This is a genomic window from Paenibacillus sp. GCM10027628 (genome assembly GCF_042676385.1).
Classification (GTDB): domain Bacteria; phylum Bacillota; class Bacilli; order Paenibacillales; family NBRC-103111; genus Paenibacillus_E.
The window spans coordinates 19,184-41,190 of record NZ_JBHTHA010000004.1 but is presented as its reverse complement, the minus strand read 5'-3'; the positions used below and the strand labels follow the sequence as shown (position 1 = coordinate 41,190).

Genomic DNA, 22,007 nt, shown 5'->3' with positions numbered 1-22,007 from the left:
GGGATTCGCTTGAAGCTTACGATGGCTGAGATTGAAGAGAGGTTGGGTCAGGAAGCCGTGGCAGGCTGGACGACCGACGATCATAAATGGATCATGCGCAAATACCGTTTTGCCGAGTTTCTGCAGGGGATCAGGTTCGTGAACGAAGTTGCCCGCCTTGCAGAGGCGAACAATCATCATCCGATGATTGCCATCGACTACAAGCTGATTACGCTGCGGCTCACCTCTTGGCATGCCGGGGGCTTGACCGAGTTGGATTTCAGCACGGCAGCCCAGTTTGAGCAGGCCTACAACGAAGCGACCGGGCGCGGCTAAATCAGGTCATTGGTCTTCTTGATCGTTATACACCATACAGTGGAAAGTGGCCATTCCTGTAGGCGTCTGTCTTTCGTAGGTATCTGTGATGGCAAAACCCGCCTTCACGTAGGTGCGAATGGCTCGTTCATTCCAAACAAACACCTCAAGGTCAATCTCGTTCAGAGGTGCTCTGCGTTTGGCTTCTTGAACAAGCAGCTTGACGAAGGCAGCTCCGAGTCCTTTCCCTTTTCCTTGCGTTTCGGCTTGGCCGCATAAATTTGGATGAAGACCCAGCCCTAGGCGCGTGACACCGACAATGGGGAAAAATTGAACGAATCCGCAAAGGGAATCGTCTTCATCCACTACGGCACTATACTGCTCAATGCGAATAAGGGGATCAGCGAACTCAAAAGATTCACGCTGCATCGTTTCCCAAGCTGGCAAATTGTATAGATCATATGGAGGAGGATAGGTCCACGCGCACAATTCTCTACCATGGGATTCGGTAAGTGGAACTATCCGCCATTGTAAGCAAAGGTTCATCGTCAATCGAACACCCTTTCTTGGTTATGGAGGTTGTATGTTACATCAACTTGATATTCCAGTCAGCACGGTTACAATATTTTCTATGCTCGTATTAGGGCTGAGTCTTTTTCGGATATCGCTGAAAGTGAAATGGCCGCTATTAGTAATGGGTTCATTAGGACTTTCTTGTTTTTCATACATACTTTCGAAGCTGCATGCACAAACGGTTACTCCCATGCTCGTGATTATTATGCAAGCGATACTCATTCATTATTTGTTTCAGGTTCGCAAGCTCCATTCGCTAATGGTAGCCTTTCTAGGCGCGCTTGGCTATTCTATTTATTTGGCCATTGTTCTATTTCTTGCACCGCTGCTCACTGCAATATCTTTGAACGATTATTTTTATGACATGGTGCTGTCTTCTCGGGTTTTGAAGCTAATCGCTGCATCCCTCGCCTTTGTGACCAGCTATGTCCTCATCCGGAGGCGGTTGGGTTTTACTGTTCGAATAGAAATCAGCCCAAGGAACCTTCGCTATCCGCACAGCAATGCTTTAACAAGCGTAGTTCTCCTCACTTTTGTGTTGTTCTCTTTGACGTATTATGCAGTAACGCTGCATTTGGCGGCTATTTTTTATTTCGCTGTGGTTTTTTGTGGTTTACTGATATGGATCCTCTATCTGCTTTTTAAAAAAGAAATGGAAGAAAACTAGTTTGAGATGTGCCAATTTTCAGATTTTAGAAAGATAAAGTACAATAGGAATTATACTCTAAATGGGAATAGGAGGTCATAGCGATGACCCAAGTTATAATTCGTGAGGCAACTACACAAGACATCCCTCAGCTGAGAATACTGATGCTTGCTTATATTGTGGACTTTTACCAGTATCGGCAGCCTGAGGATGAGAAGCTGAATAGTTTGATTCACTTACTGCTAGAGCAGAAAGAAGGTATTCAGTTCGTTGCAGAGACCGAAGAAGGCGTCCTGGTCGGTTTCGCCACTTTATACTTCACTTTCAGTACGCTGCGAGCTTCCAAAATTGCAATTATGAACGATTTATTTGTGTCAGAGGCAGAGCGTGGACAGGGAGTGGCACAGAAGCTTTTTGCAGCTTGCAAAGGCTATGCGGCCAGACACGGTTACGCTAACTTGTCATGGACAACACATAAGGAAAATTTCCGTGCTCAGAAGTTTTACGATAAAATGGGTGGAGAACTGGGCGAATGGCTGAGCTATTCGATCAACCCGACCATTGGTCTTGGGGATTAATTCATTTTTATTATTAGTTTCTTGGGGAGGGTACAAACAATGGATAATATCGTCAGCCAAACATGGCTGCTCGGACAACTGGGCGACGCGAACATCGTGATTGCGGACTGCCGTTTTGCGCTTGGACAACCGGAATCCGGCAGGGGGCTATATGCCAAAGATCATATCGCAGGGGCGGTTTACGTTGATTTGGAAAAAGACTTGTCTGGTGCGAAAATGGCGCACGGCGGACGGCACCCGCTGCCCGATTTGGGCGCGTTCTCCATCCTGGTCGGCAAGCTTGGCATCGATGCGACCACAACGGTAGTCGCCTATGATGATCAGGGCGGGGCCATGGCTTCGCGCCTTTGGTGGATGCTGAAGTTCCTCGGACATTCCGAGGTCTATGTACTAGATCAAGGGTATACAGCCTGGAAAGCGGCTGGCTACCCGGTTACGGACGAAGTGCCGACGCCGCTGCCGCGCACATTCTCACCGAAGGTGCATCGCTCCATGCTCGCGAGCATGGATGAAGTGAAGGACAAGCTCGGTCGCGCAGGCACCGTGCTCGTCGATTCACGCGAGGAGCGCCGCTACCTCGGCTTGGAAGAGCCAATTGACGCCGTAGCCGGCCATATTCCGGGTGCCCGGAATTTCTTCTGGAAAGGCGTCCTGAATGAAGCTGGCGCATGGCGGTCCGCTGCGGAGCAAGAGCAGCATTTCGCCTCCCTGCGCGACGCTGAGGAGATCATCGTCTATTGCGGCTCCGGCGTGACCGCATGCCCGAACGTGCTTGCACTGACGGAAGCCGGATTTGACAATGTGAAGCTCTACAGCGGAAGCTGGAGCGACTGGATTTCATACGAGGAAAATCCGGTGGCGAAGGGCGAGGAGTAAGAGAACGGAGACACCGCGTTGGACGCGGGTTGGAGGGCTGTGACAGGCTGGCGTGGGCTGGGCTGTCACAGCCCTCTTTGGGCTTTTCGTTCAACAATTTACAAACAAGGACTTGCCGAAAACAGTTACAGCACTATCGCTGCCACCCAAAGTGAATTGGCCAGTCCACGACCCATCCTCAACTCGCCTAATTCACTCCCCATTCCGCCAATCTGAACTATTTTACTCTCCGGTCCGCCAATCTGAACTATTTCACTCCCCATTCCGCCAATCTGTATGATTTTTCGGATAGAATGAACGCGATTTACGCTAAATGAGAGATTCTATACGATTTTTCATACAGATTTTTCGGATTTACGATCTTAGGGAAATTTCTATATGATAATTCATACAGAATTTCACGAATCGTAATAGTCAAACCAAATCCGGACTTTGGATAGAGCCAACATATTCATAGTAAGTTATCTTCCCAGACGCTCCTCTCGCCACGGCCCGAAATTTCCCCTTATCCACCAGTTTGCGGCAGTACTTAATGACCGTCATCTTATGCAACTCCAACTCTTTCGCCGCCTCGGTGGGGCGAATGACCCGATTGTGGCGAATTGCCGCCCGCATCAAGTCTCGTTCGATTTTTGAGTAGAGTCTTTCAACCGTTCTTTTGGTCCCGCCTCCAGCCGACAAATAAGGGGACAAGATGTTCAGCAGAGCAGAGTGGATGAATGCTGGATTCTCCTTTAACTCATCCAGAGAGATATAGAAGACAGTGCAGTCTTGAGTCTGGAGAAAAAGTCCTCGGTTTAAATCCATTCGATACTTGCTGCGGTCCGTGCCATGCGAGCCAAAGTCCATAACCTCAAACACAATTCGAACGGCCCCTACAATCCACATGAAATCAACAAAGTAGGATCTCCCCCGCCAGTCCTTTACTTCATATTCAGGATGCAATCCGTGAAAATGTCCAACTAGCGCCCACCAGATTCGCTCAATGAACAATCGATTTCCGTATCCATGACCGCGTTTCAGAGCGTCCAGACGTTCCCCTTTTCTTCGCCGTAGATGATCGCCCATCCACTTATCGTGTTCGCTTTCGAAACCCATCCCCTCACCTCTCCAAATTCGTTTAAAAAAACACAAAACCCCGACTCCTTTCCAATTCGAAAGGAAGCGGGGCATTCTTTGCCACTGGGCTCTGCTTGATACCTATAGTGTGCCACAAAATGGTAGGAGGCGCAACGGAAATGTAGGCCAACAAAATTGGCCGAGATGGTTTGAGAATCTAGATTAGCATATACCAACAAGAATAGAGTGGGATGTAAAACTCACATTACGACAGAACATTTACATTCATGTACGCTTCCGGTGATTTGCCGATCATGGATTTGAAGCTTTTGATAAAGTGGGCCTGATCGTAATAGCCCAGGTCCTGCGACAATTTCGGCCAGTCCGGAATGCCGCCTTTTTCCATAAGTTCCGCCGCTTCCTGCAGCCGAAAACGCTGGATGACCCATTTCGGGCTGACGCCGACGTAACGGCTGAACAGACGCTGCAGGGTCCGCTTGTTAATGCCGAACAGCTGTACAATGTCCTCCACCTTGGTAATCTCCCGATTCTCGATAGCCGTTTGCACAATCTGATTGACAAGCTCAGCTTGCTCATCCGGTTCCGGAAGTCGCTCCCGCAGGAATTGTTCCGCTAGTCGGGCCATGTGCTCCCCATCCTCCTGGGCAAACATTTGCTCTTCTATAGCTTTCGCGTCTACCCCGAACACGTCCCCGATACCTAGAATTTCTCCGGTAAGCAGGGAAACAGGTTGCTGCCAAAACGGGTAGAAGCCTCCGGGGCGAAATTTGACACCCAGTACTACGCCCTCATCCTGTAGGAGGCGGGTATATGTTGTTTTCGGGACGCCGTAGATTCCTGTGAAGACGCTTGTATTTTCTTGCTCGAAAGCCAGGTTTACGTTCGGATAAGACAAAATGGCTTGGCGATAAGGAGGTTGACCCCTTAAATCCCACCGGACCATCCAGTAATGCTCGATAAAGGGGTCCAAATCCGGAGCAGGCAGATAGCGCATAAGAGAAAATTTTTGCATGCCTGCTGCTGCTTTCAGGATCCCCTTGTCGGAAGGCTTTATGTTTGATCTCATATTCATTCCTCCACTCAAGCTGTATTGTCGCGTTTTTACAATACTTTCCGTTTTGGGTATTCTATTATTGAGACTAGCAGTCTGAAGCAATTTACGCAATCTAATAAAATGATTGAACGGAGGACTATTCATGGATCTCAAGTACGAACTCTATATTGGGGCAACACCTGAGGATATCTGGAAAATATTTACGTCACCTGAAGGGACGAAAGCGATATTTTTCGGCAGCATTCTCAAAACGACATTCGAAATCGGCGCGCCTTATGAGTATATTGGCCCTGGCAACGATGGAGATGAGACAGTCCATGTATACGGTACAGTGCTGGCATTCGAAGAGAATCGGCTCATGAGTTATACGGAGCATCCCGGACCGTCATACCGTGAGAACCACGCTGAACTGGAAACGAGAGTTACGCTTACTTTAGAAACGGTGGGTGCTTGTACGAAACTCACGCTGGTTAATGATCTATGGCCGGCAGACCACCCGTCCTACGAGAATACGAAATCGAGTTGGCCGATGATATTGAGTAATGTTAAGACTTACGCAGAAACGGGTAAAACATTGGATTTTGGCTGGTAACCAACAAATAAGCTATAAAGAAGCAATGTTCCGGATTGCACCGGATATAATTAGAGGGTTGTAGTAGGCTGCCTGCGGGCATGCTGCTGCAGCCCTTTTTCGCTAGTCATTCTTCTCATATGATAATTTTCTTGAAATAAGAGTTGACTTTTACGCTACGTAAAGGTGTACCGTTATAGTTGTCAGGAGGGAATCACATGGAATACACCGTGCAGAAGCTAGGCCGATTGGCAGGGATCAGCACCAGAACGCTTCGGTATTATGACGAGATAGGCATTCTTAAGCCGGCAAGAATGAGCTCGTCCGGATACCGGATTTATGGTCAGGCGGAAGTGGACCGGCTGCAGCAAATCCTGTTCTACAGAGAACTAGGCGTTAGTCTGGATAACATTAAAGAAATCATCACCGCCCCATCCTTTAACGGAGCCAAAGCGCTGAAAGAGCATCGTGAACAACTTCTCGACAAGAGAAAGCAGTTGGATGTCTTGATTGCGAATGTGGAAAAAACAATTGCCTTATCCGAAGGGAGAATGACCATGACCGATAAAGAAAAGTTCGAAGGCTTCAAACAGCAGATGATAGATGATAACGAAAAAAAGTATGGCCGAGAAATCCGTGAGAAGTTTGGCGAAGACACCGTGAATAAGTCCAACGAAAAGCTGAAAAACATGACACAGGAAGAGCATAATGAGGTAACGCGGTTGGCAAGCGAAGTGGCGACCACTTTGGCCGAGGCTTTCAAAACGGGCGATCCGGCCAGTGAATTGGCTCAAAAAGCCGCTGATTTGCATAAGCAATGGTTAACTTACTACTGGAGCGAGTATAGCAAAGAAGCGCACGCGGGTCTAGCCCAAATGTATGTGGATGACGAGCGGTTTAAGGCGTATTACGATGAAATACAGCCGGGTACGGCTGAGTTTCTAAGGGATGCCGTCCGCATTTACACAGGCGTACAGAAGTAATTCGCACATTGTTTAAAATAAGCTAGGCCGTGTCTGATACGAGAAAAGGGCTGAGACAGGTACCGTATGGTAACCTGCCGCGGCCCTTTTTTTGCCGAAGTATCAACTTGGGATTATTTGATTTACTAAGGCCTGCACAAAGTCATCGTCCAGTGCCAAGTGTCCGTTGAGCAATCGATACCAAATGGGTCCGTAACAGAGATCGGCCAACAGCTCCAAATCGGCATGCTGCTGCAATTCTCCCCGTAGGACGCCTTGCTTCAAAATGCCAATAAGCGTATTTCTCCGTGAAGCGATGAACTGCTCCCGAAAGGTTTGCGCAAAATCAGGATTGAATTGCGCTTCGGCCATAAGACAACGCATGATCTCACCGGATTGTTCGGAAAGGGATTTGCAGGTAGAACCCAAATAGAGCAGCAAATCGGATTTTAGCGACCCCGTGTTCGGAGCGCCGATTTCATTTTCTGCTTGCTTTTTGAGCGCCTCCATCACGATGGAAGGTACGTTTGGCCACCATCGATATAAGGTCGGCTTACCTACCCCTGCAGCCTTTGCAATTCCCTCCATGGACAGATTTTTATACCCGTCTGATCGCAAAAGCGTCTGTGTAGCATGCATAACGGCCTCCCATGCCTGTTGACTCCTGGGGCGACCAAGCGTCGTCTTTTCTTGTTGAACATCCATAAGGGGACCTCCTGGAAAAAAATTAAAAAATCTATTTACATTACGTTACGTAACGTATTATAATTCGACTATGAAATGAAATCAATCATTTATTGGAGGCGGAGGCAAAATGGAAAAACGGATACAAGGGCAACGTGTAATTATTATGGGTGGAACATCAGGCATGGGCTTGGCAGCGGCCCGCTTGCTCGTCGAGTCGGGAGCAGAGGTCATCGTTACAGGACGCGATAAAGTTAAGCTCGACGATGCCTTGCAGCATTTAGGTCCCAATGCGAGTGGAGAACAACTGGACGCTGCTTCTCCGGAAGACTTAAAAGCCTTTTTTAAACGCCAAGGCAACTTCGACCATTTAATTATATCCGTTTCCGGTGCGAAGGGAGCGGGAAATTTCCGCGAGCTATCGCTCACCGAGCTGCGCGGCGGCTTCGAAGCCAAATTTTGGCCGCAAGTAATGTCCGCCCAGTTCAGCCTGGAAACGTTGAACAGCCATGGCTCCATTACCTTCATTACCGCTATTTCCGCTCGCAATATCTCGCCTGGCATTTCCGGCTTGGCCGCGATAAACGCCGCGTTGGAGGCTATGGTTCCCAATTTGGCGCTTGAGCTTGCACCTATCCGTGTAAACGCAGTTTCCCCGGGCGTTGTGAATACTTCATGGTGGAACTGGATGCCGGAAGAGCAGCGTTCCGCTACATTTGGTTACTTTGCGGAAAATACACCAGTCGGCCGGGTTGGGGAGCCGGAAGATATCGCTAAAGCGATGTATTATCTGATCGACAATACATTTGTTACGGGAACCGTGCTGGAAGTGGATGGCGGATTGCGTCTGAAATAGGTCAATGAGGATGATTGCTTCTTACTGGTTTCCTTTTGTTGAATAGCTGGAACAGAATGATTTACAATAAAGGGAAAAGCTTACCGTTATGCTTTAGTAAGGAGAAATTATCATGAGTGCGCCTAATCGATTTAATCAAATCGGTCCACCAAGATTCAACATCGCCATTCATATCCTCGTCTGGTTAGCCAAAAGCGGATGTGTGCTTTCGAGCGCTATGATTGCCGAACAAGTTAATTCCCATTCCACGTTTCTACGCCGTGTACTCGCCTTACTTGCTCAAGCTGGAGTGGTCGAGGCGCGGGAAGGACGAGATGGTGGGTATACATTAAAAATGCGTGCCGAGGAAATCACGCTGGATAAGGTTTATCTGGCTGTCAAAGCGGAGGCAGCCGAATCGGAAGTTAAGAGTGATTGCGGTAAGCCAACGGAAGAATTAGATGCGGCATTAGAGGAAATTATGAAATTGGCGGACCGGCAAACGATTGAGTACTTGAAAAAGTATAATATTGCCGAACTTTGCGCCTATGTAAAATGCTCTGATTGAAAGCTGGCTGTTATAATGTCCTTATTGCGATTGCAGTTTGAAGAGAACTGCAATTTATTTTTCTATATACTGTGCTTATAATAGGCACAGTAATTAATCGATAAAGAGAGGATCATTATGATTTTATCAGTGCTAGATCATAACCCGTAACCGTCCATAGCACAGAAATATATGAACAATAACCTCCAACTCTGAGATTAGAAAAGGGCAAGTCCGAATGTAATCATTCGACTGCCCTATTTCGAAAAACATAATTAAGAAATGGTTTTAACGTACAATTTTGAAGTTAAAATTCGAGTGGCCAACAGCTCCATATACTCTTGAAGAAAGCGCCAGCAGCATTTCCGTTCCGCGTGCGGAAGAGATGTCGCCCAGATCGATGACGTTTTTCCACCCAAACCATTCTTTCAGATACCGGGTGACTTCGTTTTTAACTTCCGTATCATTACCACTTATGAACATATCGTGCTCCCCGTCTGCAAGACTAAGCGGATTCACCATTAAAGCGGAGTTTACTGTATTTAACGTTTTTACCACTTTTACATCAGGGAAAGCGCGTTGAATCTGCTCCCCTAAAGAATTGGTGTTGGCCACGGACAGGCTAAGTTCATCGTTTGAAAAATCTAGAGGGAGGGCAATATCGATCAATATTTTTCCTTTTAAAGATTGATAGCCTGCTGCATGCAAGGCTTCGAGAGATGCCGTTCCCGGAGTCGCATTGATGACAATATCGCCAAATACTGCAGCCTCCTGATACGAACCTACGCTTGCTTTCTCATCTTGAGAAAATGAATCGAGCCATTCCTTCAACTTCTCCGGACTTCTTGCACCTAATTTAACTTCGTGCCCCCGTTTGACAAGTGTTCGGCCCAATGTTTGCCCAACGTTTCCAGAACCGATAAACCCAATTTTCATCTGCTCTCCTCCTTTAATATACATACAGGTCAGTATACTTTTCCTTTCATTGACAGTATACATACCGATCTGTATAATGTCAAGCATACGAGGTGACGATAATTATGAGCAAATCGAATGAAAATAAATCAGCGGCACGCGAGCGATTGTTGGTTACTGCAAGCAAATTATTCTTTGAAAAAGGGTTCCATGCTGTAGGAGTCGACACAATAGCAGCTGAATCGGGAATTACAAAAATGACGTTGTACAAGCATTTTCATTCCAAAGATCATCTGATCGTCGCAATATTAGAGCGATCCAGCGAGTTATATTGGGGATGGTTCGAGAACACTATCAAGGGTATAACGGAACCGGAGCGGCAGCTCCTCGCTATTTTCGAGGCCGTAGCCCATCAGCATTCATTATCACCCCAATCGACGTTTTGTCTCTATCAGGCGGTTGCCGTCGAATACCCATTTCCGGAGCATATCGTTAACAAGGCAGCTAGTAATCATAAAAAATCGATTATTATTCGTTTGGAATCTATTTGCGAGCAAGCCGGATTAAAGTCGCCAGAACTCCTTGCCAGACAGTTGTTCGTCCTTCTGGAGGGATTTTGTATGTCCTCGCGGTTTATGGGCTCCGAAGGCCCATCGGCGGAAATTGTTCAAGCAGCAGACACGTTGATAAAGGCGTATCGGCAATAAGCTGAACTCTCCCCGAGGGTATGCCTCCAAAATGCTTCCATTTGCCGCATTTGATTAGGAAGCCTTTTATCATGCGTCCACTAGTTATACTTACATTGTAGTTCGCTTCATAATAAAAGAACTCTCCAGACTCGGAGGGTTCTTTACATTTTTATCCATGTGTTTGCGGGAGCTTCATCCTGAACTTATGACTTTTGAGGCTTGGCTGGAGAAGAAAGGAAAGGCAAATCAAGCCGGGGAAGGCAGCTGTTTGTCCAGTAGTGTTTGGGCAGCAATGGCGAAATACTCCGGCTTGAAGTCTGATTTATTCATGTAAGCCACCATGATGGCGCCGCTGTAAAGTATTCTTATCTGTTCCGCCAGCTCTACAGGATCTTTAGCACCGGCTGCCCGGGCTATCTCCGCGATGCCGCCAAAAAGCTCATTTCTGGCCTGAACAGCTCTCGCGTGGCCGGGATGATCAGCTTCGGGAAACTCCACGGCCGTATTCATAAACGGACATCCCCGATAATCCGGTTTCTTCATTCTTTCAACCACATCTTCCATAAGGAATCGCAGCTGACGATTAGGTGATTCTGGGTACTTAAGCCGTGCTCGCTCCAGATTGCTCATACTCAAGTTGTGACGGTAATCCAAATATTCAACCACCAGATCGTCCTTCGTTGCAAAACTGCGGTAAAAGCTTGCTTTGGCGACCCCGGACTCCAGAATAATTCGATCGATTCCCACCGCCCGTATACCTTCCCGATAAAACAAATCGGATGCCACCCGCAGTATTTTTTCTTTCGCGGTTTCTTTCTTTTCCATACGGATCACCCTCATTATCTCGATAGTGGTAAAACATGGTTGACATGAGACAGATCTGTCTGTATCATTAAATCACCAAATGAGACAGAACTGTCTACTCCATTTTAAAAGAGGCGGTACCAACTGTCAAGGTTCACCCATATTGAGAAAGAGGTGTTTTATTTAATGAGTCAAACGTATGATTCGCGGAGATGGCTGTCGCTTTCTATCATCATTATGGCGATGTTTATGGTCGTTTTGGATGTATTTATCGTCAATGTGGCCCTGCCATCGATTCAACAAATGCTGCATGCCGACTTTACCAAGTTACAGTTTATCGTAGCCGGTTATGTATTGAGCTATGCCGTTTTATTGATTACAGGAGGAAGATTGGGGGATCTGTTCGGCAGAAAGAAGATGTTCCTGTTAGGAGTTGCAGGATTTGTTCTTACATCCGCCTGGTGCGGATTCTCGACAAGCTCGGAGATGTTGATTACGGCACGGGTTTTCCAAGGAATTTCAGCAGCCGCTATGGTCCCGCAGGTGCTTTCGTTAATTCAAGTCTTGTTCCCGGTTGAAGAGAGAGGCAAGGCTCTGGGCATCTATGGCGCGGTGTTAGGGATCGGTGGAGTCGCAGGGCAAGTCGTTGGAGGACTGCTGCTTGAGGCAGATTGGTGGGGCATGGGCTGGCGTCTGGTTTTCCTCGTTAATATCCCTGTAGGGATTGTTGCTTTTCTGCTAGCGTTTTGGTTGATTCGCGAATCCTACGCCACGGAACGCAAACGCCTCGATTTGACAGGGGTAGGCCTTGTCACGCTAGGGCTTATCTTATTGATTTATCCGCTTGTGGTAGGGCGGGAAAGAGGTTGGCCCATGTTGGTTTATTTCAGTATCGCATTGTCCGCTGTTGTCTTGACCGGATTCGTCCTCTTCGAAAAGATGCTGCAACGCCAAGGCGCCTCGCCGCTCGTTCCGATCACTTTATTTCAAGATGTGGCTTTTCGCAGAGGAATGCTCATCGCACTTGCTTTCTATAGCGGGAATGCGGCACTCTACTTCATTCTCTCCGTATTCATGCAGTCCGGTTTGGGCTTTGCTCCGCTGCAATCGGCTTATACGTTTATTCCACTGGGAGCCGGGTATTTCATTGCATCCTTATTAACACCGAATATGAAAAAACGTTTCGGCAATCGGGTCCTGCTGGCCGGAGCGATCTTTATGGCAATTGGATACCTATTGCTGATAGGGATTATTGAGGGTTCTACAACGTTTGCTTGGACAGCATTCTTCATCCCCTTGCTGATTGCCGGAGCGGGGCAAGGCGCGATTGCTTCACCACTCATTCATACCGTGCTGGCAGGCGTTAAAGGTGCTCATGCGGGGGCGGCTTCAGGGGTTCTTAATACGTTTTCTCAGGTAGCTCAAGCCGTCGGCGTAGCGGTCATCGGCAGTTTATTCCAAAGTATGCTGAGTTATTTCGGCGCCGGGTCGCGAGTCCAAGTCTATATCGAAACCCTGCAATCGTCCTTGGTACTCATTACGGTTCTTGCGGTTGTGACTTTCCTTCTGGTCATGACGCTGGGGTATGTTCGCAAGGCGGAGAGAAGATTGTCCGTACAGGGAGATGCTTCCTAAATATGCAAAAACCCGTGCATCCGGTTGGATACACGGGTTTTACAAACTTAATGTGAAGCGGCATACCCTTCCGTCTGTGCGACAGGGTCCATTTTCTCTTTGCTCATCATAAAGGCCGCAGCCAGTGCTAATACTGCAGGGACGAGTCCCCAGGCAAAGGTGATAACGATCGAGGATGAGAGTCCATCTGTAATTTGACCTAGCACCTGATCGGGAATTTGGGTCCGGGTTGCCGGATCGAGCAGCGCATGCGGATCACTGAAATTAAAGTTCTTCGGCATAGCGCCTTGGCCGCCGCCTGAGAACGCATCGGACATTTTGCTCGTCAACGTATGGCTCTGAATGATACCGAATGCAGTAATCCCTAACGTCATGCCGAGTGAACGCAGGAAGTTGAGCGTAGAGCTTGCGGCCCCCCGCTGGCTTCCAGGGATCGCATGAAGGGCTGCATTGGTTAACACCGAGAAGGAAGCGCCGATGCCCAATCCAATTAGTATCATATAGACGGTAATAGTCAAACGGGAAGAATCCGCGGATAAAGTAGTCAGAAGCGAGATGCCGACAACAAGAAGCAACAGCGTCAGAATCATGATCGTCCGATAAGAAAGCTTATTCATAAGAATACCGCCTCCAGTCGCAGTTACGACAGTACCGATCATCATCGGAAGCAAAACAAGCCCTGAGTTTGTCGCACTTCCGCCAAGAACCCCTTGTATAAATATCGGGATGTATACAGATGCCACAATGAACGCAGCTCCGCTTAACATGCCGATCAGATTGCTCGTCGTGAAGAGACGGTTCTGGAACATCGGGAACGTAATAATCGGTTCCACGGCGCGTCGCTCAGCAATGACAAACAAAACGGCGAGAAGCGCAAATCCTGCGAACAAGCTCAATATCGTAACAGATCCCCACGCATATTGTTTGCCGCCGAGCTCAAGCGCGAACATGAGGCATACGACAGCTCCGACAAGCAAAATAGCTCCCCACCAATCGATACGTTGTTTCGTGTGCTGAACGGATTCTTTGTAGAAAAATGCGATCATCGCAAAAGCGATCAGCCCAAGCGGCAAGTTGATGTAAAAAATCCATTCCCACTTGATATAGTCAGTGAGGTAAGCACCCAGCAGCGGACCAAAAATACTGGACATCCCGAACACGGCTCCGAATAAACCGATCAACTTCCCTCTCTTCTCGGGCGGCACAACATCATACATAATCGTAAAAGCAATCGGCATTAAAGCACCGCCGCCGATGCCTTGAATGGCCCGGTAAATGCTTAACTGCACGATGGATTCGGCTGTTCCGCAAAGCGCAGAGCCGATCATAAACATCAAGATCCCGAAGATGAAAAAGCGCTTGCGTCCGTACATGTCGGACAATTTGCCGAAAATCGGCATACCGGCCATTTCTGCGATCATATAGGCGGAGGTGACCCAAACAAATTTGTCGAGACCCCCTAACTGTCCGACAATCGTCCCCATGGCCGTTGCCACGATGGTATTATCCATGGAAGCCATCAGAATGGAGAGAAACAGCCCTCCCAGGATAATCCCGAGTTTGTTTTGCATTTTCTTCATTGGTTTCAATTCCTTCCTTGTTTGAATTCATCTTATAACTGAATTATAAAGCACTTTTCATGACAACTATGTGTCAGGGTTATTGGGCAAAAATATATTTTTTTCATTATTAATGCATATAAAAAAGAAACTACCCTCAGGTCTGGAGTATTGACCTGTGGCAGCTTCTTTTATAAATGCGAGTGCCGACTGTCTTAACTATATAACCTCACGTAACCTGAGGAGCAAGATGGAATTTGAAATGGTATACTTGTGTAAGTATTAGTCAAAGGAGGACGCAGAGAATGAGCTCTTCAACCAACGAAGATAATGAGGTTCGATCGCTTTACCATGAGCTTTTGAGTACGTGGAACAAACGCGATGCAGGTGCAATGGCGGGAACATTCGCCGAAGAGGGCGAGCTCATCGGATTCGATGGGAGCCAAGTTGCCGGACGAGCTGCCATCGAAGAACATTTGAGCCCGATCTTTGACAACCATCCAACGGCTCCTTTTTACGGAAAAATAAGAAATGTACGTTTCCTCGCTCCCGATGTCGCTGTTCTCCGTGCGGTTGCCGGGATGGTGCCTGTGGGGCAATCGGATATTAATCCGAAACTGAATACCCTGCATACAATGATTGCCGTTCAGCAGGAAACTGGCTGGCGCATCATGCTCTTTCAGAATACGCCGGCTCAGTTTCATGGAAGACCGGAGCTGGTTGAGGCATTGACCGAAGAGCTGCGGCAGTTGCTGTGAGGCGCTGCTTGAAAGCCAAAAAGACTATGGGGCAGGCTCCATAGTCTTTTTGGTATGCTTTTATCCCGGACAAAATCCGGGATTTCGTCTATTCAGCTCCAGCGTATAGGTAGGATCCAGCCTCGCAAGTTCTGTAAAATAGTTGCCTATCGCATGATTGGCCGATAAAGAGCCTTTCTGGAAGGATAACTCGAATCCTTTTTTCACATGTAGGTAGTGGTAGAGTTGATCTGTGTTAGGGGATTTGTAAAGGACGGTCGGCAGCTGGGGGACAAGATCATGTTGATTATAGACACGATGACGGTTACTAAGCAAATTGCTAAACCGACTGGCAAATTCCGGATTTCCTACGCGCGGTGAGGCATAGGTATATACAATGGGAGCTTTGAATTTCGTATTGAGTGCAACATCGATGGCGCATAGTGTGGCAAGCGCCCCGCCAAGGCTATGTCCGGTGATATAGAGCTGTTTTTGAGCTGACAGCTTGCTAAGGGATGTAAGGATTTTTTTTCGGGCGGTGCGGTAAATGTCCAAAAAACCACGATGGACCCATCCGCCATCCTGCACATAGGGATATGCATTCTGCCGGGCAATCGCGTCCGATATCCAGTCGGAACTCGTATTCGTTCCTCTAAATGCGAGGATAATCCGGTCGTTGGATTCCAAAATAAAACCAAATAGCTCTTCTACTCCCAGGAAGGATGCGGCTTTAAAAGTGGCACTTACATGGTAATTCCGGGGAACGATGAAAGTGCCGTCGTCATTGTCAAATTGATGATACGTTTGGCTGCACACTGCAGCCATAAAAATAGCCGTTCGTTTATTAAATAAGTTAACGCTCATGCGACCCCTCCCCAAAAGACACAGTTGCCGTTTCACTATATATATGAAAAGAAGGGGCACTTGTCCTCCGGTAGGTGCCTATTTAGATGAAGATTTCATGTTTATAGAAGTGAAGTGCAAATTGGGGGGGGGGGGGGGTTAAAAGGCAGGGAAGAGTAGGATGGGGAGACGAGTAGGAACAGTTGCAGTGTATGGCGGGAATAACTGGTCAATACTCTACGATTCGTTGATACATGACTGGGGCAATAGATTGGATTTTATCCAACGAAAATCGTTCCTTGGAACTTGTTGCGAACATTCGTTGGATTTCATCCAATCATTTACCGTCCAGAGAGGCAATGGCCTTGTTTTCGGCCGAAACTATTGGATATTTTCCAACAATACCGTGAAATTCACATCAAAGTTTCTTTTCTGCTGTATGAAATCCAATGACTAGCATTCGGGGCCACCCTTGTGGGACAGCCCCTCTTCAAGAGTCATCACACCAGTTCCACCCACTGCAGCTTCACGCTGCCGTGAAGCGCCTTCAACACCACGTGCTGCTTGCCGGCCGGCAGCACGGCCGCCTCCATGGCGACGACGTCCGTCCACGCGTCGCCCTCAACGGCAACCGCTTGGCTGACCCCGAGGTCGCCAAGCGTCACCTCCAGCGCAGCAGCGCCGGGCTCCGCCCCTGCCGCTGCTGCGCACACCACAACCCCGTACGCGCGCTCCGCCGCGACGTTGAATTCATAGCGCAGCCACTCGCCTGCCGCGAGCTGCGCGCACATGACCGTATGCGGCTGCCGCACAGCGCCGCCATGACTCGAGAAGTCGGCGACGTTGTCCGCCGACGCAAAGGCAAACCCGAACGCCACGCCGTCCGCAGGGCGGAGCGGGATAGCCCCGTGATCATGCCGCTCCACCACGGCATGATCCACACCGGCGCCCTTAAAGCCATAGTAGGGCGCAGCAATCCGCAGCGGCGCGCGACACAGCATGCTGTTCACGACATCCCGGCGATACTCGCAATTCTCGATCAGGACGTTATCGAGATATTCCCATAGTATCGCCTCGGCAGTTTCTGCCCCTGGGTGCTCGCCGCTACCGGCCACATAGGCCTGAATCTTCTCCCAGCCCTTGGGCGCTCGAATAGAGCAGGGGCTGTTCGATGTATCTAACTTTTTCCATGGCCAAAAATTCCATGAAATGCCATGATCCTCGAACAGCTGAAAGGCACCGGCGTACCATTCTGTGTTATTTTCGCCGCCCTCGCCCATATATAACGGCACATTTAATTCGGCGCCTTTGTCCAAGTAACGCTGAATGCTTTCCGTGTCAGGAGCGTTCCAATATTTGTGGAACTGCAACAACATGTTGTCATCGAGCGGTTCCGTGATCATGCTGAAATTGGTTGCCCAATGGGCGCCTTCAATGATGATCATATGGTGCGGGTCCACCTGTCGAATGGCAGCGATCAGCTCGCGATAGAGAGGGACAAGCCGATCCCAATACCGGCTGAAGTGATCCGGCAGGGGTTCGTTCAGCAGGTCGTAGCCGGCCACGATCGGATCATCCTTGTACCGCTTCGCCAGCATCACCCATAGATCGACCGTGCGCTTCCGCTGCACGGGATCGGTGAACAGATCAGGGTGATCGTTCACAGAATCATCGATGTTCGCGCCGGTCTGCCCGCCGGGTGCACCATGCAGATCGAGCACGACATAGAGCCCGTGAGCACGGCACCGGTCCAGAAACTGATCGATCAGCCTCAAATGACTTTCGATATAGCAACCACCCTCTGTCTCTTCCAAAAGGAAAGGCGCATTAATGGGCAAGCGCACGGAGTTATAACCCTCTTCAGCAATGCGTTGCACATCATCTTCAGTCACATATCGTTCGTAGAACGTGTTCCAAAACTGAGCTGCTTTCTCTTCGCCAATCAACTCGCGTATCCGCTGTGCAATCCGCCGGGGGCGATCCCCACGTTCTCCGCTAAATTTCCACATATAGCCTTCCGGAAGCAGCCAATTGCCGAGGCCTACGCCACGCAGCAGCAAGGGCCTGCCATCTCCATCGACCAACTGTTTGCCTTTAGAACGTATAAAACCTGTACGCTGTAGTGTCGCATTTACCGGATCTACCATATTAACAGCCTCCATAGTCACGAAATATAGCGCTTTCACAAGTAATCGTAGCACCATTAACCAGCCGGTGGAACACCACCTGAAAAATGGAAACCACAGCTAAAATTTGCACCCTTACATCACAGGCGGATAACGCCTACAATGAGTAATATGAAAATGCTTACAAAATCGTCAGTGTCGGAGGTGCAGCCGGGATGAATGCGGAGACGGATATTCCTATCCAGAATGAACCATCAACGGCCGCTAGAAGATCGGCAGCAAGACTGCTGCGCAAGCTATACGGACAGAGGTATTTGCAGGTGATGGCGCTGCTCGGTGTCGCCTGGATGATCGTATTCAACTATGTGCCGATGTACGGGATCATCATTGCTTTCAAAAACTTTAATATCATCAAATCCATTTCTGAAGCACCTTGGGCAGGATTCGAGCACTTTAAGGCTTTTATGGAAGATGACAATCTGGGCTATGTCATTAAGAATACGCTGGGTATGAGTGTTCTCAAGCTGCTCATTGGCTTCCCACTGCCGATTGCTTTCGCGCTTTTTTTGAACGAGCTTCGCTCCATCCGCTACAAAAAGCTGGTGCAGACGATCTCGTATCTGCCGCATTTTCTCTCCTGGGTTATTCTCGGCGGTATTCTGGCAACATGGCTGGCGGATGTCGGCATTATTAACAACATCCTGATGGCGCTGAATATCATCCATGAGCCCATCAGCTATTTGGCGGAGCCGCAATATTTTTGGAGCATCATCATTACGTCGGACATATGGAAAGAGCTCGGCTGGTCAGCGATTATTTATCTGGCTGCGATCACAGGGGTTTCCCCGGAAATGTATGAGGCAGCTACCATCGACGGAGCCGGACGCTTTCAGAAAATGTTCTATGTCACGCTGCCGTCGATTAAAGGTACGATTACGATTCTGTTCATTCTCGCGGTCAGCAACATCCTAACTTCCAACTTTGACCAAATTCTCGTGCTAAAGAACCAGCTCAACGAAAGCGCCAGCAACGTCATCGACGTTTACGTATACCAAGTAGGTATCTTGCAAAGCCGATATTCCTACGCGACTGCAGTTGGCCTGATCAAGTCCATCATCTCGCTCATATTGCTGCTGTCGGCGAACTTCATTACGAAGCGTTTAAACAATACGTCTTTATTCTAAATAAGGAAGTGGCACTTCATGCTCTCCCTCAAGCGCAGAACCTTCAAAGAGGTTGCCTTCGACCAATTTAACAATGTGTTGATGCTGGCCATATGCTTCGCTACGCTATACCCCATCTGGTATGTGCTCGTCAATTCTCTTAATGACGGCAACGACGCTATGCGGGGCGGCATTTACTGGTGGCCTCGGATGTTCAGCTTCGACAGTTATTTGGCCGTATTCGCTAACGACGGCATCATGCTGGCAATGGGTGTCACCGTCGCCAAAACGCTCGTCGGCACCGTGATCCACGTGCTCTTTACCGCGATGGTAGCATATGCTTTCTCACGACGGGAGCTGATCGGCCGTCCCGTTTACATGGTCATCGGCACCGTGACAATGTTTTTCAATGGGGGGCTCATCCCTTACTATCTGTTGATCCGCGACCTGGGCATGCTCGACAGCTTCTGGGTGTACATTATTCCGGCGATGTTCAGCTTCTTCGACCTAATCATCTTCTTGTCGTTCTTCCGGGAAATTCCCGATGCCCTGGAAGAGGCGGCCAAAATCGACGGCGCTAATGATTTCAAAATCTTTTACCAAATCGTTCTACCGGTATCTATGCCAGTAGTCGCTACGATCGCGCTATTCCACGGGGTTTACCAATGGAATGATTATTTTACCGGGATGATCTACATCAACAAAAGTGATCTTCAACCGATCCAAACGTATTTATACCGGGTCGTGGCACAGTCCAGTTCCAACCAGATAGCGGCTGCTACGACCGGCAGCATAGCGAAGTCCGTCTCCTCCCAGTCGATCAAATTGGCGACGATGGTTGTGACAACCTTGCCGATTGTTATCGTATATCCGTTCTTGCAGAAGTATTTTGTAAAGGGTTTCATGATTGGTTCGATTAAAGGGTAAGGCCTATCCGTTCAAGTGACTAACTCTGTTTTTGACTACAGGGATAGAATAAATGATTATGATGCAGAAAAGGGGAAACGTACATGAGTATGAGTAAATCACGCAAAACATGGACAACTTTACTTGCTTTGTTTACCGCCGTATCCATTTCCGCTTGTTCCACGGATAAAGGCGCGAGCAGCACGGCCAGTCCGCAGCCGACGAAAGCGACGGAAACTGCGGCAGCAGCATCAACAGTCCCTGCGGCTAATGCTGATGAGCCCGGTTGGAAATCCGATACGAAGCCGATCACCTTCGATTGGTACCTGAACTTTTCCTGGTTCCCGAATAAATGGGGCGTGGACCCGACTTCCCAATACATCACGAAGAAGACGGGCGTGAATGTTAATTTCATCGTGCCGGCCGGCAATGAGAACGAAAAGCTGAATACGATGATTGCCTCCGGCAAGCTGCCTGATTTCATAACGCTCGGATGGTGGGAGGACGCCGTGAAGAAAATGATCGAGGGTAAAATGGTGCTTCCGCTGAATGATCTTGCGAAGCAGTACGATCCCTATTTCTTTAAAGTGGCCGATCCTGCCAAGCTCTCCTGGTACACGCAAAAAGACGGCAACTTCTACGGCTACCCGAATGCTTCGTCCTCGCCGCAGGATTACAAAAAGTACGGGGAAAACTTTGTATCCAACCAGACGTTCCTTGTTCGCAAAGATATGTATGAAGCGATCGGCAAGCCGGATATGAGAACGCCTGAAGGGTTCCTCAATGCTCTGAAAGCGGCAAAAGAGAAGTTTCCTGAAGTGAACGGACAACCGCTGATCCCGCTTGGCTTGCACGAGTTTGGGGATAATGGCAACTACTCGTTCCTGGATGCATCGCAGAATTCTTCGATGCTGGCTAATTTTCTAGCCATTCCTTACGAAAAAGACGGCAAGCTTTACGACCGTTCCACTGATCCGGAGTTAGTGAGCTGGCTCAAAACATTCCGCAAAGCGAATGAGATGGGACTCCTGGCGAAAGATATTTTTATCGATAAACGCCCGCAAATGGAGGAAAAGATTGCGCAAGGCCGTTACTTCGCGATGCTGTACCAACGTTCCGATATGGCGAATCAAAACATTTCCTTGTATCAAAAAGATCCGAACAAAGTCTATATAGCCGTAGACGGCCCTGCTAACGCCAAGAAGGACGCACCTACACTTGCAGGCCCTGGCATTTCCGGTTGGACGGTGACGCTGATTTCTAAAGACGTGAAGGACAAAGCAAGAGCGATTAAATTCCTCAGCTACCTGATCAGTGAGGAAGGCAACAAAGATTTGTTCCTGGGCGAGAAAGGCGTCAGCTACGATACGATTAACGGCAAAGATCAATTCAAGCCGGAAGTGCTTGATCTTTTGAATAAAGACCGCTCCGCCTTTGACAAAAAATACGGATCCTCTTACACCTTCTGGATGCTGATGGATACGAATATGAATCTGCAGTGGGCACCTCCGAGCGTGGAGCCGATTAAGCAGCCTGAGGAATGGACCAAGGGCAAGACGAAGAGCTTCTCGCAGTACGATAACATCATGCCGACAGGGACATCGGAAGAGGGAATCGCCAACGACAAAATCGCCAAGACCTGGGGCAAAGCGCTGCCGAAGCTGCTGCTGGCCAAATCGGACGCCGAGTTCGACCAGCTTTTCGAGAAATATCAAAACGACCGCAAAGCGGCTGGACTAGATAAGGTTCAGGCCTACCAGCAAAAAGAATTCGAAGCGAACAGCAAAAAGATTGCCCAGTTCTCGAAGTAACGATTAAGCAGCCCGAGAGCCCGAAACATTTCGGGTTTTCGGGTTTTTCGCCTGCATCTCCAAATATTTCCCACGTCCGGAATCGGATGTATTAAAATATAAAGAAAGAGTGAGGGACT

General features: G+C 48.6%; 23 protein-coding genes. 14 read left to right on the top strand and 9 right to left on the bottom strand.

Going from position 1 to position 22,007, the window contains the following annotated elements:
• Positions 1-9: 9 nt before the first annotated feature.
• Positions 10-315, top strand: a complete 306-nt coding sequence (locus ACFQZT_RS08000) for a 4a-hydroxytetrahydrobiopterin dehydratase (RefSeq protein ID WP_379298430.1) — start codon at positions 10-12, stop codon at positions 313-315.
• A gap of 6 nt (positions 316-321) precedes the next feature.
• On the opposite strand, the gene ACFQZT_RS07995 is transcribed toward ACFQZT_RS08000, so the two are convergent.
• Positions 322-840, bottom strand: coding sequence for a GNAT family N-acetyltransferase (locus ACFQZT_RS07995; RefSeq protein WP_379298428.1), 519 nt, complete (start codon positions 838-840; stop codon positions 322-324).
• Between the two features lie 37 nt (positions 841-877).
• Between ACFQZT_RS07995 and ACFQZT_RS07990 the strand changes: the two genes are divergently transcribed.
• From ACFQZT_RS07990 to ACFQZT_RS07980, 3 genes are all read left to right on the top strand, one after another.
• Positions 878-1,534 carry a hypothetical protein gene (locus tag ACFQZT_RS07990; RefSeq protein WP_379298426.1) on the top strand — a complete coding sequence of 219 codons (657 nt, stop codon included), beginning with the start codon at positions 878-880 and terminating at the stop codon, positions 1,532-1,534.
• A gap of 83 nt (positions 1,535-1,617) precedes the next feature.
• A complete protein-coding gene (locus ACFQZT_RS07985) occupies positions 1,618-2,091 on the top strand; it encodes a GNAT family N-acetyltransferase (protein ID WP_379298424.1) in 474 nt (157 codons plus the stop codon).
• 39 nt (positions 2,092-2,130) lie between these two features.
• Positions 2,131-2,967: a sulfurtransferase gene (locus ACFQZT_RS07980; RefSeq protein WP_379298503.1), complete on the top strand. Its 837-nt coding sequence runs from the start codon at positions 2,131-2,133 to the stop codon at positions 2,965-2,967.
• 414 nt (positions 2,968-3,381) lie between these two features.
• Here the strand turns inward: ACFQZT_RS07980 and ACFQZT_RS07975 are convergent, their stop codons facing one another.
• Both ACFQZT_RS07975 and ACFQZT_RS07970 read right to left on the bottom strand, forming a co-directional pair.
• Positions 3,382-4,065: a hypothetical protein gene (locus ACFQZT_RS07975; RefSeq protein ID WP_379298422.1), complete on the bottom strand. Its 684-nt coding sequence runs from the start codon at positions 4,063-4,065 to the stop codon at positions 3,382-3,384.
• Between the two features lie 226 nt (positions 4,066-4,291).
• Entirely contained in the window at positions 4,292-5,113 is an 822-nt protein-coding gene (locus tag ACFQZT_RS07970; RefSeq protein ID WP_379298420.1) for a DUF6597 domain-containing transcriptional factor, read from the bottom strand.
• Positions 5,114-5,243: 130 nt separating this feature from the next.
• Between ACFQZT_RS07970 and ACFQZT_RS07965 the strand changes: the two genes are divergently transcribed.
• Both ACFQZT_RS07965 and ACFQZT_RS07960 read left to right on the top strand, forming a co-directional pair.
• A complete protein-coding gene (locus ACFQZT_RS07965; RefSeq protein ID WP_379298418.1) occupies positions 5,244-5,693 on the top strand; it encodes an SRPBCC domain-containing protein in 450 nt (149 codons plus the stop codon).
• A 197-nt stretch (positions 5,694-5,890) separates the two neighbouring features.
• Positions 5,891-6,655, top strand: a complete 765-nt coding sequence (locus tag ACFQZT_RS07960; protein ID WP_379298416.1) for a MerR family transcriptional regulator — start codon at positions 5,891-5,893, stop codon at positions 6,653-6,655.
• Positions 6,656-6,757: 102 nt separating this feature from the next.
• Here ACFQZT_RS07960 and ACFQZT_RS07955 read toward each other — a convergent pair whose 3' ends face one another.
• The gene (locus tag ACFQZT_RS07955) at positions 6,758-7,339 is read right to left on the bottom strand and encodes a TetR/AcrR family transcriptional regulator (RefSeq protein WP_379298414.1); all 582 of its coding nucleotides are present in this window, start codon (positions 7,337-7,339) and stop codon (positions 6,758-6,760) included.
• A gap of 109 nt (positions 7,340-7,448) precedes the next feature.
• On the opposite strand from ACFQZT_RS07955, the gene ACFQZT_RS07950 reads away from it, so the two are divergent.
• Complete coding sequence (locus ACFQZT_RS07950; RefSeq protein ID WP_379298412.1) at positions 7,449-8,174, top strand: SDR family oxidoreductase; 726 nt, start codon at positions 7,449-7,451, stop codon at positions 8,172-8,174.
• A gap of 112 nt (positions 8,175-8,286) precedes the next feature.
• Positions 8,287-8,721 (top strand): Rrf2 family transcriptional regulator, encoded by a 435-nt coding sequence (locus tag ACFQZT_RS07945; RefSeq protein ID WP_379298410.1) that lies wholly within the window; start codon positions 8,287-8,289, stop codon positions 8,719-8,721.
• Positions 8,722-8,988: 267 nt separating this feature from the next.
• On the opposite strand, the gene ACFQZT_RS07940 is transcribed toward ACFQZT_RS07945, so the two are convergent.
• Positions 8,989-9,636 carry an NADPH-dependent F420 reductase gene (locus tag ACFQZT_RS07940; RefSeq protein ID WP_379298408.1) on the bottom strand — a complete coding sequence of 216 codons (648 nt, stop codon included), beginning with the start codon at positions 9,634-9,636 and terminating at the stop codon, positions 8,989-8,991.
• 104 nt (positions 9,637-9,740) lie between these two features.
• Between ACFQZT_RS07940 and ACFQZT_RS07935 the strand changes: the two genes are divergently transcribed.
• Positions 9,741-10,322, top strand: coding sequence for a TetR/AcrR family transcriptional regulator (locus tag ACFQZT_RS07935; protein ID WP_379298406.1), 582 nt, complete (start codon positions 9,741-9,743; stop codon positions 10,320-10,322).
• A gap of 228 nt (positions 10,323-10,550) precedes the next feature.
• On the opposite strand, the gene ACFQZT_RS07930 is transcribed toward ACFQZT_RS07935, so the two are convergent.
• Positions 10,551-11,129 (bottom strand): TetR/AcrR family transcriptional regulator, encoded by a 579-nt coding sequence (locus ACFQZT_RS07930; protein WP_379298404.1) that lies wholly within the window; start codon positions 11,127-11,129, stop codon positions 10,551-10,553.
• A gap of 165 nt (positions 11,130-11,294) precedes the next feature.
• On the opposite strand from ACFQZT_RS07930, the gene ACFQZT_RS07925 reads away from it, so the two are divergent.
• A complete protein-coding gene (locus tag ACFQZT_RS07925; protein WP_379298402.1) occupies positions 11,295-12,743 on the top strand; it encodes an MFS transporter in 1,449 nt (482 codons plus the stop codon).
• Positions 12,744-12,790: 47 nt separating this feature from the next.
• On the opposite strand, the gene ACFQZT_RS07920 is transcribed toward ACFQZT_RS07925, so the two are convergent.
• Entirely contained in the window at positions 12,791-14,314 is a 1,524-nt protein-coding gene (locus ACFQZT_RS07920; RefSeq protein WP_379298501.1) for an MDR family MFS transporter, read from the bottom strand.
• A 293-nt stretch (positions 14,315-14,607) separates the two neighbouring features.
• Between ACFQZT_RS07920 and ACFQZT_RS07915 the strand changes: the two genes are divergently transcribed.
• Positions 14,608-15,060 (top strand): SgcJ/EcaC family oxidoreductase, encoded by a 453-nt coding sequence (locus ACFQZT_RS07915; RefSeq protein WP_379298400.1) that lies wholly within the window; start codon positions 14,608-14,610, stop codon positions 15,058-15,060.
• A gap of 60 nt (positions 15,061-15,120) precedes the next feature.
• Here the strand turns inward: ACFQZT_RS07915 and ACFQZT_RS07910 are convergent, their stop codons facing one another.
• Both ACFQZT_RS07910 and ACFQZT_RS07905 read right to left on the bottom strand, forming a co-directional pair.
• Complete coding sequence (locus ACFQZT_RS07910) at positions 15,121-15,903, bottom strand: lipase family protein (RefSeq protein ID WP_379298398.1); 783 nt, start codon at positions 15,901-15,903, stop codon at positions 15,121-15,123.
• Between the two features lie 479 nt (positions 15,904-16,382).
• Positions 16,383-18,029 carry a glycoside hydrolase family 5 protein gene (locus ACFQZT_RS07905; RefSeq protein WP_379298396.1) on the bottom strand — a complete coding sequence of 549 codons (1,647 nt, stop codon included), beginning with the start codon at positions 18,027-18,029 and terminating at the stop codon, positions 16,383-16,385.
• A 194-nt stretch (positions 18,030-18,223) separates the two neighbouring features.
• Here ACFQZT_RS07905 and ACFQZT_RS07900 point away from each other — a divergent pair, with 194 nt between their 5' ends.
• The 3 genes from ACFQZT_RS07900 to ACFQZT_RS07890 all read left to right on the top strand — a co-directional run bounded on the left by ACFQZT_RS07900 (position 18,224) and on the right by ACFQZT_RS07890 (position 21,888).
• A complete protein-coding gene (locus ACFQZT_RS07900) occupies positions 18,224-19,192 on the top strand; it encodes an ABC transporter permease (protein WP_379298394.1) in 969 nt (322 codons plus the stop codon).
• Positions 19,193-19,210: 18 nt separating this feature from the next.
• Positions 19,211-20,098 (top strand): carbohydrate ABC transporter permease, encoded by an 888-nt coding sequence (locus ACFQZT_RS07895; protein ID WP_379298392.1) that lies wholly within the window; start codon positions 19,211-19,213, stop codon positions 20,096-20,098.
• 89 nt (positions 20,099-20,187) lie between these two features.
• Complete coding sequence (locus ACFQZT_RS07890; RefSeq protein WP_379298499.1) at positions 20,188-21,888, top strand: type 2 periplasmic-binding domain-containing protein; 1,701 nt, start codon at positions 20,188-20,190, stop codon at positions 21,886-21,888.
• Positions 21,889-22,007 lie beyond the last annotated feature (119 nt).